Genomic DNA, 12,076 nt, shown 5'->3' on the forward strand with positions numbered 1-12,076 from the left:
ATGAAACAGTCACTTTTAATTGCTTTAATGCTTTTTGCTTGTAGCTTTACGTTAAAAGCACACCAATTAAGTACAGCCTATTTGAATCTTGAAGCTGATTCGACCGAGCAGTTAAAATTATCGGGCTCTTGGCAGGTTGCCGTTGGTGATTTAGAACAAAAAATCCCCTTTGATTTAAACCAAGATAACGTGATTACATGGCAAGAAATTAAAACCAAACAATCGGCAATTATCTCTTATCTAAGTAAACACTTATCTACAGTGCAATCTGCAGAGCCTTGCTTGTTATCTTACAATGGAGAATTAAAAGTAGACTCTCACTTTAATCAATCATACATTGATGTCCCTGTTCAGATAGTTTGCCCAAGCGCGTCTGCCGCAATTACCCTAAAATACACCGCGCTATTTGATATAGACTCAAATCATAAAGCGATTGCAGCTGTTGCTAATTCAAGCAGAGTGTTTAGTCAGAACAAACAATCGCAAGTCATTAATTTCAGTAAATCGAGTTACAGCGACACATTCATCGAATATGTCTATCAGGGTGTTTTACATATTTGGATGGGTGTGGACCATATTTTATTCCTTGTGGCTCTATTATTAACGTGCGTTCTCGTTAGAAATGATAAGCGTTGGCAAGGGATTAACTCTAAAAAGAAAATAGCCGTGGATACAGCGTGGATCATCACCGCTTTTACACTTGCACACTCAATCACATTGACAGCTACTGCATTGGAACTGGTATCGCCTAATAGCCGTTGGGTTGAACTGGGAATTGCAATTTCAGTGCTATTTGCTGCGCTTAATAATATTTGGCCACTAATTGTTCGCTTAGGATGGGTAACCTTTGCATTTGGTCTTTTGCATGGAATGGGCTTTGCGAGCGTACTAGGTGAGCTTGGTTTATCTTCTAATTACCAATTGATGAGCATACTTGCATTTAATCTAGGTGTAGAGCTAGGTCAGCTTGCAATTTTAGCTGTTTGCTTACCGTTACTTATTGCTATGCGAAATTATGATTGGTACAAAAAATGGGTCATGCCAGTAGGGTCCGTTGCGATTGCTCTTATCGCATTACAATGGTCAATAGAACGATTTTAAAAATAGAGGCGTATCACGCCTCTATTTGATATTACTCAAAAGGGACTAGCAAAGTCCTCATGGCGGGTTTTAGTGCCTTCATTAACTGCTGAGTATCAAGGGAAGGGTTGAGCATCTTTCTGAGCAATAACCCGCCCATCACTGAAAACATCACTTCAATACGTGCATTTACCTCAGACAGCTCTGTATCCTGCAAGGGGCCTCTTTCACCAATCAGTAACTCACGCATAGAATCACGAGCATGGCTATCGGACTCTCTCAGTAAGTTAGCCACTTTTTCATTGCGTGCAGCTTCAGCCAACATTTCAAGATCAAGCGCACCTTGGTTTAAATCAGTATGACGTTCAACTCCTCGCTCTAGGCCATCGAGTAGCACCGTAACACGGTCACCGGGTTTATTAGCAAACTCTTTAAAGATAGAGAACATCTCTTCCATATCGCGCTCGACAATAGATTCAATAATAGCTTCTTTACTCGCAAAGTAATTGTAGATATGGCCAGCACTCATACCCGCAGTTTTAGAAATTTCAGCCATACCCGCACCATGGTAACCTTTGCGTCGGAAACAATCAGCAGCCGCACAAAGCACTTGATTCCGTCTGGCCTCAGCAAGCGCAGGGTCGTTGTGTCTTTTGGTTTTTTGCGTCATTTTGTCTCCGAGGTAATGTGACGTGGGTTAACTATAACTTAAATAAGGTTTACATGATCTTAATCATTGCTTTGTGATAAAACAACTAAGATCATGCAAGTCCTTAAATAAATTATGCAATTGGTAGTTTATTGCGCAACGTGTTGGGCACTCCAGCCACCACCAAGAGCTTTGTAGAGGTTAATTTGGCTGGCAAGATACGCTTGCTTACCTAAAATTAACTGCTGCCCTGCACTATACCAATTACGTTGTGCATCTAGCACTTGCAAATAACTATCTGCACCTTTTTGGAAACGTGCATCCGACAAGGTAAAAGATACCTCATTGCTACGATAAAGATCATTTAAAGCATCAAGCTGTTGTTTATAACCTTGACGGTCTGCAAGTGCATCAGACACTTCTTTAAACGCTTGCTGGATTGTTTGCTCATAACTTGTTAGCGCAGCTTCTTGCTGTGCTTTGGCCACATCTAAGTTAGCCTGATTACGTCCCATATTAAAAATAGGTAAGTTAATCGAAGGTACAAAGCTCCATGTGCCTGAGCCTGAATCAAACAAATTATCAAGATCAGCAGAAGCGGTTCCAGCATTGGCTGTTAAACTAATGCTTGGATAAAAAGCCGCTTTCGCAACACCAATATTTGCATTTGCAGCAAGTAGGTCATGTTCAGCAGCTCTTATATCAGGACGCTGGGTTAATAACTCAGACGGTAAACCAACGGGCACCTCAGGCATGTTAAGCACGGTATCAATACTTTGCGAAGGCAATAAATCAGCACTCACCGTTTTACCCACTAAAAAGTCTAAGGCATTTTTATCACGTTTAAGTAGGCGTTGATAATTTGCAATATCCACCTTTGCTGTTGCTACTGTACTTTCTAACTGAGATAGCGTTAACTGTGAGGCGGCACCCAATGCAAAGGTCTTTCGTGTTAACTCTAATGACTCTTGTTGTGATTTAAGCGTATCGTTAGCAAGCGCAAGTAATGCTTTATCGGTTGCGTAGTTTAGCCATGCATTAACCAGTTCAGATATCAAGCTGATGCGAACACTGGTCAAGCTATACTCTGCTGAATATAAGTTTTGCAGTGCCTGCTCAGACTGATTGCGTACTTTCCCCCACAGGTCAAGCTCGTAAGCCGTTAAGCCAACCGTTGCAGAGTATTGCTCTGTGATTGTTGCTTGCCCCGTGTTAGATAAATCTGCAGGTAAACGCTGACGTGTGCCTGATGCATTTAAATCGATGCTTGGATACAAATTTGAATCCTCGATTTGATACATAGCTCTCACCTGCTGCACATTGAGTGCAGCAGTTTGTATGTCTTTGTTATTTTCAAGCGTGAGTTGAATTAACTGTTGTAATTGGTCATTACTAAAGAAGGTTTGCCAATGCAGCGCGTTTATATCGCCTTCTCCACCCTCTACATCATAGCTTTGTGCAACGGGTAATTCACGTTGTTCAAGATCTGGCGCCATATTACAAGCAGACAGTAACAAAGCTGCCACAGAAACAGAAACGAGTTTAAGGGTCATTATACTTGCTCCTCATTTGTCGCTTTATGCTTACCAGGGAAGATACGACGTACTAATACAAAGAATAACGGCACAAACAACACCACAATACTTGATGATGCAAGCGTACCGCCAATAACCGCAATACCGAGTGCATTTTGAGCACCAGAGCCTGCACTTGAGGCTATTGCAAGAGGTAATACACCACATACAAACGCCATTGACGTCATAAAGATTGGCCGTAAACGTAGACGGATAGCTGCCACAGCCGCATCAACTAACTTCATCCCTTCATCCATTTTATGAATAGCAAATTCAACAATAAGAATGGCATTTTTGGATGCTAAACCTATGGTGGTTAATAGACCAACTTGTAGATAAATATCATTCGATAAATTAAATACAAATGACGCAACTCCTGCACCAAATACCCCCAGCGGTACAATTAACATTACCGCAGCAGGCACAGACCAGCTTTCGTATAATGCGGCAAGACACAGGAATACAACTAATAATGAAAGTGCATACAATAATGGAGCTTGACCACCGCTTAGGCGCTCTTCATAAGAAATGCCGGTCCATTCAAAGGCAACACCTGGCGGTAATTTCTTAACAATTTTTTCCACTTCAATCATTGCTTGACCAGTACTATAACCTGGCGCAGCTGCCCCTTGGATTTCCATAGCTGAAAAACCATTATAACGTTCTAGTCGCGGTGACCCATATGTCCAGAATGAACGTGCAAATGCTGTAAATGGCACCATATCACCTGCTGAGTTACGCACATACCATTCATCTAAATCTTCTGGAACCATACGTGATTCAGGGATACCTTGCAGATACACTTTCTTAACGCGACCACGGTCAATAAAGTCATTTACATAACTACTACCCCAAGCGGTTGATAGCGTATTATTTATATCAGCTTGTGTTAAACCCAGTGCCTCAGCTTTAGCCAAATCAATATCAAGTTCAAGCTCTGGCTTATCTTCTTGACCATTTGGACGTACACCTGAAAGCACAGGGTTTTGAGCCGCCATACCAAGGAACATATTGCGCGCTTCAAGTAACTTGTCATGCCCCAAACCAACACGATCTTGTAGGAATAAAGTAAAACCATTTGCCGTGCCTAGCTCAACAACAGCTGGAGGTGGAAAAGCAAATACAAAAGCTTCTTTAATGGTTGAGAAAAAGCCCATTGCTTTACCAGCGACAGCACCAACAGATAGATCGTCACGTTGACGTTCATCCCAATGTTTTAAGCCAACGAAACCAATGGCAGCATTTTGCCCTGAACCTGCAAAACTAAAGCCTGTTACTGTAAAGATAGAGCGCACAGCTTCAGATTGGTCCTCTAAAAAATGACGTTCCATCTTTTCAACAACTTTTAACGTTTGTTCTGTTGTTGAACCTGCAGGTAAGCTGACTTGGTTAAATAAAATCCCTTGGTCTTCATCTGGCAAGAAAGCAGATGGCAATTGCGAGAAAATAAATACCATGCCACCAACAATCAACCCATAACAAAGTAAGTAACGTTTACTGTGCTTGATCATGCGCGATACGAAGCTTTGCGCACCATTATTAGTTTTATCGAATCCTCGGTTAAATCCTAAGAAGAAGCGGCCAAAAAGTGATTTATCATTATGAACATGGCTAGGCTTTAACATAGTTGCACATAAAGCAGGTGTTAAAATTAACGCCACCAATACCGATAAACTCATTGCTGTTACAAGGGTGATCGAGAATTGACGATAAATAACGCCTGTGGAACCCGCAAAGAATGCCATCGGAACGAACACCGCTGAGAGCACCATAGCAATACCGACAAGCGCACCTTTAATCTCGTCCATCGATTTACGTGTTGCTTCCAGTGGAGATAAGTTCTCTTCGGTCATTACACGTTCCACGTTCTCAACAACAACGATGGCATCATCAACAAGCAAGCCGATTGCCAGTACCATTGCAAACATGGTTAATGTGTTAATTGAATAACCAAACACCTGCAAAATCGCAAAGGTCCCTAGTAATACAACAGGCACTGCTATAGTTGGAATAAGTGTGGCTCTAAAATTCTGCAAGAATAAGTACATCACTAAGAATACCAATACAACGGCTTCAATTAGTGTACTGACTACTTTTTCAATTGATAATGATACGAACGGAGTTGTGTCGTAAGGAACAACAGTTGTTAGCCCTTCAGGGAAAAATGGCTCAAGCTCAGCAAGTGCTGCTTTTACACCATCGGCAGTATCAAGTGCATTTGCCCCGCTGGCAAGTTTAACGCCTAAACCAGAGGCTGGTTTACCGTTAAAGCGCGCAACCACCCCATAGTTTTCACCACCAAGTTCCACTTCTGCAACATCGCTTAAGCGAACAACTGAACCATCCGCATTCGTTTTTACAAAGATATTTCTAAATTGTTCTGGTGTTTGTAAGCGGCTTTGTGCGGTTACTGTGGCATTCAATTGCTGACCATCAACTGCAGGCAACGCACCGAGCTGACCTGCTGAAACCTGCGCGTTTTGGGCACTAATCGCAGCACTTATATCCGCTGGTGTTAATGCGTATTTTTGCAGTTTTGATGGGTCTAACCAAATTCGCATGGCATATTGTGAACCAAAAAGCTGAACTTCACCAACGCCGTTCACACGGGAAATAATATCAAGTACATTCGATGAAACATAATCACCGATATCAATATTATTCATGCTGCCATCTTCGGATACAAAGCCCACTACCATTAAAAAGTTTCTAGCAGACTTAGCAACAGAGACACCTTGACGCTGCACCTCTTGCGGAAGTAATGGTGTTGCAAGTGACAACTTATTTTGCACTTGAACTTGCGCTATATCAGGGTCCGTATCAGCACTAAAAGTCAATGTTAATGTCGCTGAACCATTCGATTCTGAGGTAGACGACATATATAACAAGCCATCAAGACCCTTCATCTTTTGTTCAATAACCTGGGTAACCGTATCTTCTAATGTACGGGCCGACGCACCTGGGTAATTGGCTTGAATACTGATTGCTGGTGGCGCAATTGATGGATACTGTGCAACCGGCAAACTTCTAATTGCTAGAATACCTGCCAGCATCACTACAATGGCAAGTACCCAAGCAAATATGGGCCGATCAATAAAAAATCGTGACATTAAGTTTCTCCGTTACTGGCTATTTGCAACTGACTCAGCAGGCATAGGATTAACAGGTGCACCAGGTCTAATTTTCTGAAGACCTTCAACAATCAGCTTATCGCCGCTTTGTAGACCCTCAGTCACTAACCAGTTAGCACCGACTGTACGGTCTGTTTTTAAAATACGAGGCTCAACTTTGTTATCTTTACTTACCACCATCGCAGTTGGCTCACCTTTCGTATTACGGCTTACACCACGTTGTGGAGCGAGGATCGCGTCGTTCTTAACACCTTCAACAACAACAGCACGTACATACATCCCTGGTAATAACAATTTTTCAGGATTAGGAAATTCAGCACGAAGAGTGACAGAGCCTGTGCTTGGGTCAACAGTCACTTCAGAGAACTTAAGTGTCCCTTTATGAGCATAAGTGGTGCCGTCTTCCATTTTTAGCTCAACTTTAGAATGCTGTGCAGCATCTTTATCAAGCTCACCTGTTGCAATTGCTTTTTTAAGACGGGTTAATTCACTGCTTGATTGCGTTAAATCTACAAAAATAGGATCAAGTTGTGTAATTGTCGCTAATGCCGATGCTTGATTAGCACTGACAAGTGCCCCCGCTGTAACATCTGACTTACCAATTTGACCACTAATAGGTGCTAACACTTTGCTGTAGTTCAAATTAATTTCTGCAGTTTTTAACTGTGCTTGAGCGGTTAACAAATCTGCTTTAGCGCCTTTGTATGCCGCATCAGCTTCGTCATAATCTTGTTGACTCACTGCTTTTATATTTAACAGTTCTTTATAACGCTCTGATTTAGCTTTTGCATTTGCAATACTTGCTTCTGCTTTTGTGATTGCCGCTTTACTTGTTGCTACTTGCGCTTCAAACGTCGATGGGTCAATTTGATAAAGCGCTTGGCCTTTTTTAACCTCAGCACCTTCTACAAATAAACGCGATTGTATAATTCCGTTCACTTGCGGTCTTATTTCAGCGATACGAGACGCTGATACGCGACCAGGAAGTTCTTTTGTAAGTGTAAGTGGTTTGCTTTGCATCTCAATTACACCAACAGGAACCGCTTGAGCTGCCTGAGTCTGCCCTTGAGCCTGTTCTGATTGGCCGCAGCCTGATAAAAAAACAGCACCAGCGAGAGCTGACACTGCAAAGAATGGAATGCGAGAGCGCTGCATGTTTAAGTCCTTAGTTTAGAGTGAACGATCATTCTAAACAAAAAAGCACGCAGATCAAGCGTCTTTAAACTAATTTACATTAAATAAAAAACTTGCCTTAGAGCATGTTTTTTGTGCAATAAATAATTTCTATTCACAGATTTTCAGTGATAACTGATAATTTTGATTACAAAACCGTTTTAAAACTATCAGTTAGGAGTCATTGACTAATCGCCTAAGCAAATGCCCATAGCGCGAGCACTTGTTATTAACGAATGTCCTGAAGGAATAACACGATATTCTGAAGTTGCTTGTTTTAAACTAATTGGTTTAATTTCACCCTCTTTACTAACAGGGATAAAACCGAATCGCCCCTGTTTAACTAGCTCGAATGCCTGCACACCAAACTCTGCTGCTAACACCCTATCAAACGCATTAGGTGTACCGCCGCGTTGAATATGACCTAACACGGTTACTCTGACATCAAGGTCAAGCCCGTCTCTTATTTGTGAAGCAAGCTGCTCAGCAATGCCACCAAGCACTGGATTTTCATAGCCAAATTCATTTGATTGTTTACAAACAACATTACCAGCAAGGGACTTTGCCCCTTCTGAAATAACGATATTGGCAAACCCATGCCCTTTATTAAAACGTGATGTTAGTTTGGCTTTTATCGACTCAATATCGTAAGGAATTTCTGGAATAAGCGCCACTTCTGCACCAGCAGCTATCGCTGAATGCAAACAAATCCAACCAGCGTCGCGACCCATTACTTCAGTAATAATCACTCGGTTATGGCTCTGCGCTGTTGGTATTAAGCGATCTATCGCTTCTGTGGCGGTGTCGACGGCAGTTTGAAAACCTATTGTATAATCAGTACCATATAAATCATTATCAATGGTTTTTGGTACGCCTACGATATTTAAACCATGTTCAAATAAGTGCTGAGAGACTTTATGAGAACCGTCACCACCAATATTGATAACCGCATCAAAACCAAGCTCTGCTAGCTTCTCAATTAACTCCTTAGAACGGTCAACAAGTAGGTGTTTACCGTCAACATTTACTGGAAAGGCAATGGGGTTGCCCTTGTTCACCGTTTCCAATATTGTTCCACCACGCACATGAATGCCTGCAGTCAGCTCGTTTGTAAGGTGGACAATGTCGTTCGGTGTTTCTAATACACCGCAGTAAGCTCTTCGGCTACCATATACCTGCCAGTTACCATCATGTTCAGCGGCTTTGACAACCGCTCGGATCACCCCATTGAGACCAGGGCAATCCCCTCCACTTGTTAATAGCAGTAATTTTTTCATACATTTTCCACTGATGCTAAGGCACTTTTTACAGGTTAGCTTATTTTAGTAAGAAAAGCGTATGACCTAAATCAACTCAATAACAAAATCTATACAGGCATTAAGTTTTAATAACTAAAAGGTCTCAATAGAGAATGCCAGGTTGCTTACAGCACAGCCTGTTTGTGAATTATTAAGACGATGATACTCAGTGTTTTTATCTGCATTAAAAGCAAGTAAAAACTCGTCTTGTTGCGCTACCGCTTGCTTTTCTTGTGTTAAGCAAATAGCTTGCAATAAAGAACGCAATTTTTCAGCTTCAAAAATATTTCCAAATCGCTGCATGGGTAATGGTGGAATTTTGATTGTAGCTAACGCCTTATCTGTAGAGCTTTTTGATAAAGTAAAATCATTGCCCTTAATATCGATGACAGCCCCCGTTGGCCAATAGTCTATGAGACCTTTATTTTCACCCTGTGACTGTATATGCGTTACACCACTTCGACCAATAACGGTCATTAAACGAGTATCAGTTGAATGGATCATAACAAGAGCGGTTGCTTCATCAATTCCAAAGCCATTTCGCTGGCCTGTTGCATTTAAAATGCTGATTAACCTGGGCATACGATTATTTTTACTAAATTGACTATCAACAGGGCCGTAATTGAATGTTCCGAGTCCACCAGTAGACGAGTAAATAAGTTCACCTGTTGCTTGCTCGCTCACACAGCCCGTACATGCTTGCTCTATGGGCTTGTCTCTAAGTGAAGTAATACCGTCACCACTAATTATGCTAGGCACAGAACCGAATGCATTCTGACCACCTGCTTGTAATAAACTACTTACTCCAGTTGACATAATCACTGGACGAGATTGCAAATCATCAAACCAAGGTAGTTTCTTGCCGTTGTTATCGAACAAAACTTGTTGCAGGTTTGTTTGCTGTTCATCGTTAAAGATCACCGCCGTTGCCGACTGGATTTTTTCCCGTACAGTTTTAATGCCAGCATCACACAAAGCTTGTTCAGCTAACACCCTATCTGTGTAGACTTGTTCACGATTATAAACATGCATTGTTGCTTGACGTATATTTTTTAACTCAGCGCATTGATTATGTGTCATAGCAAACGCTGAGGCTGGTGTTAAAGCAAGCCACTCTGTTTTAATTCCCTTATTTTCAAAAAGCGACTGGTAAAAATCTGCTGCAGCATATGGGTCACGACTTGATGCTGTAACAACAAGCACTTTAGGTGTTTGGCTTGAGACTTTTATACTTGCTCCAACAAAATCAACAATATCTGAGTTCGCCTTTTCTAGGTTAAGATCATTAAAAACCTGCTCTTTTAGTCTATTCCCATTAGAATCGAGAACAGCGACTTCGAGCATATCCAATATAAAATTAAACTCATGGCTATCAAGCTCACTCAAGCTTTCATTGTCAATATCACGCCACGTCCATAACAAAGCTGACTTAGTCACTGACTCTGAATTACTTTTAGCCAACTTGCTGAGTACCTGTATTACTCGTTTACGGTGTGATTCGTTAGCACTCGGCCATGCGTTTTTTAATTCTGTTAAAGCACGCTCTGTGATCTTAAATTGAGCAGCTTGTTTACCTTGTAGCTCGTTTTGATTGGTACAGTGATGAGCATTGACACTACTGCATACGTTAAGGGCACCACCAACCATTACTAAGGTTTGATTTTTTGATGATTGTGCAAAACTTGAAATCGATAAACAAGCTATAAATGTAGTCAGAAAAATACGAGATAAGGTTTTAAAAAGAAACATAAAAAATCTTTTAGTATTAAAGGAGCTAAGCCGCAGTATACAGATTTTTCATTGCACTTAAAATAATGACGAAGGCGCTTACGCGCCTTCACTTTCAGTCACTCGAGAAACAATTAACTGTTCGATTTTCACACCTTCGACGTCAACTATCTCAAACTTGTATCCGGCAAAATTGATAAACTCTGCCCGCTTAGGTAAACGTTTCATAGTGTAAATCAAAAATCCTGCGACGGTTTCATAATGAGATTGCTCAGGAAACTCTTCAATCTCAAGAACCTTAGCGAGTTCAACTACGGGTGTAAGGCCATCCACCAGCCAAGAGGAATTATCACGTTTAATAATCAACTCTTCACCTTGGTGAGTGATCAAGTCGCCCATAAACCCTCTCATTAAATCTTTAACAGTGACAATCCCCACCATTAACGCATACTCATTTACTACAACCGCAAATGGTTCTGCTGCTTTTTTAAAGGTATTAAGTGCTTCTGAAAGGCTCAAGGTTTCTGGTAAGTAGAAGACATCACGGGTAATAAGTTCGCTGTCAATTTCAGCGTTTTGCCCTTTGAGCACTTTACGAAGGATATCTTTGGACTCAACAGAGCCAATTAATTTATCTAAACTACCGTCACAGACTAAAAAGTGATTATGTGGATGCTCAATAATTTTTGTTGCCACCTCTTGTGCATCTGCCCTAACATCAAAATAAACAATCTGATCCCTTGGTGTCATCACACTGGATAAAAAGCGCGCTTCTAAATCAAACACATTACCAATCAATTGATATTCTTGTTGCTGAAGACTGCCATATTCAGCACCCGCTTCCATCATCGCAACAATATCTTCGGTAGTAACAATATCCTCACGTTCAGCAGGCACCTTAAAAGCACGCAAAATCGCATTCGTTGTACCATTAAAAAACATAACAAACGGCGTTAAAGCAAATGTGACCCAACGCATAATTGACACGACTCTGACAGCGACAGCTTCAGGCATAATCATCGCTAAACGTTTTGGTAATAAATCAGCAAATAAAATAAATAAAGAAGTAATACTTAAAAACGAAATCAAAAAACTAATTTGACTAAGCAAAGGACCTTGGTAAATCATCACAAGGATTTGCTCAATATAAGGTGACAATGCCTGCTCACCGACAATACCACCAAGAATTGCAATCGCGTTCAAAGAAATTTGAATCATTGCAAAAAATGCCCCTGGGTTTTCCTGTAAAGCGAGAACCGCTTGGGCTTTGTTATTCCCTTCATCAACCATGACTCGTAATTTAATTTTCCGTGAAGCTGCAATGGCAATTTCGCTCATCGCAAATAATGCACTTATGAAAATTAAGAAAACAATAACGAGCAGATCACTCATTTTAAAACTCCTAAAAAAACAGGCGCATTGAACTTTTCAATGCATAATACT

The 12,076-nt window shown here is 41.1% G+C and carries 8 protein-coding genes; 1 reads left to right on the forward strand and 7 read right to left on the reverse strand.

Annotated features, from left to right (window positions below; all coding sequences use genetic code 11):
* Entirely contained in the window at positions 1-1,101 is a 1,101-nt protein-coding gene (locus L3Q70_RS17660) for a HupE/UreJ family protein (protein ID WP_237115594.1), read from the forward strand.
* Between the two features lie 31 nt (positions 1,102-1,132).
* Here the strand turns inward: L3Q70_RS17660 and L3Q70_RS17665 are convergent, their stop codons facing one another.
* The 7 genes from L3Q70_RS17665 to L3Q70_RS17695 all read right to left on the reverse strand — a co-directional run bounded on the left by L3Q70_RS17665 (position 1,133) and on the right by L3Q70_RS17695 (position 12,025).
* A complete protein-coding gene (locus L3Q70_RS17665; protein WP_062567933.1) occupies positions 1,133-1,750 on the reverse strand; it encodes a TetR/AcrR family transcriptional regulator in 618 nt (205 codons plus the stop codon).
* A gap of 128 nt (positions 1,751-1,878) precedes the next feature.
* Positions 1,879-3,282, reverse strand: a complete 1,404-nt coding sequence (locus L3Q70_RS17670) for an efflux transporter outer membrane subunit (RefSeq protein WP_237115595.1) — start codon at positions 3,280-3,282, stop codon at positions 1,879-1,881.
* Complete coding sequence (locus tag L3Q70_RS17675) at positions 3,282-6,413, reverse strand: efflux RND transporter permease subunit (protein WP_062567935.1); 3,132 nt, start codon at positions 6,411-6,413, stop codon at positions 3,282-3,284. Before L3Q70_RS17675 ends, L3Q70_RS17670 begins: the two co-directional genes overlap by 1 nt.
* 12 nt (positions 6,414-6,425) lie before the next feature.
* Positions 6,426-7,589, reverse strand: a complete 1,164-nt coding sequence (locus L3Q70_RS17680; RefSeq protein WP_062567936.1) for an efflux RND transporter periplasmic adaptor subunit — start codon at positions 7,587-7,589, stop codon at positions 6,426-6,428.
* Between the two features lie 206 nt (positions 7,590-7,795).
* Positions 7,796-8,884, reverse strand: coding sequence for an ATP-dependent 6-phosphofructokinase (locus L3Q70_RS17685; RefSeq protein WP_062567937.1), 1,089 nt, complete (start codon positions 8,882-8,884; stop codon positions 7,796-7,798).
* Between the two features lie 114 nt (positions 8,885-8,998).
* Complete coding sequence (locus L3Q70_RS17690; RefSeq protein ID WP_237115596.1) at positions 8,999-10,654, reverse strand: cyanophycinase; 1,656 nt, start codon at positions 10,652-10,654, stop codon at positions 8,999-9,001.
* 78 nt (positions 10,655-10,732) lie between these two features.
* Positions 10,733-12,025: a hemolysin family protein gene (locus tag L3Q70_RS17695; RefSeq protein WP_062567939.1), complete on the reverse strand. Its 1,293-nt coding sequence runs from the start codon at positions 12,023-12,025 to the stop codon at positions 10,733-10,735.
* Positions 12,026-12,076 lie beyond the last annotated feature (51 nt).

Source organism: Pseudoalteromonas sp. CF6-2 (genome assembly GCF_021729425.1).
Classification (GTDB): Bacteria; Pseudomonadota; Gammaproteobacteria; order Enterobacterales; family Alteromonadaceae; genus Pseudoalteromonas; species Pseudoalteromonas arabiensis.

What these genes read in the sequence shown, in the direction of transcription:
- L3Q70_RS17660 (WP_237115594.1), top strand. Translation starts at nt 1, where the DNA reads ATGAAACAGTCACTTTTAATTGCTTTAATGCTTTTTGCTTGTAGCTTT.
- L3Q70_RS17665 (WP_062567933.1), bottom strand. Translation starts at nt 1,750, where the DNA reads ATGACGCAAAAAACCAAAAGACACAACGACCCTGCGCTTGCTGAGGCC.
- L3Q70_RS17670 (WP_237115595.1), bottom strand. Translation starts at nt 3,282, where the DNA reads ATGACCCTTAAACTCGTTTCTGTTTCTGTGGCAGCTTTGTTACTGTCT.
- L3Q70_RS17675 (WP_062567935.1), bottom strand. Translation starts at nt 6,413, where the DNA reads ATGTCACGATTTTTTATTGATCGGCCCATATTTGCTTGGGTACTTGCC.
- L3Q70_RS17680 (WP_062567936.1), bottom strand. Translation starts at nt 7,589, where the DNA reads ATGCAGCGCTCTCGCATTCCATTCTTTGCAGTGTCAGCTCTCGCTGGT.
- L3Q70_RS17685 (WP_062567937.1), bottom strand. Translation starts at nt 8,884, where the DNA reads ATGAAAAAATTACTGCTATTAACAAGTGGAGGGGATTGCCCTGGTCTC.
- L3Q70_RS17690 (WP_237115596.1), bottom strand. Translation starts at nt 10,654, where the DNA reads ATGTTTCTTTTTAAAACCTTATCTCGTATTTTTCTGACTACATTTATA.
- L3Q70_RS17695 (WP_062567939.1), bottom strand. Translation starts at nt 12,025, where the DNA reads ATGAGTGATCTGCTCGTTATTGTTTTCTTAATTTTCATAAGTGCATTA.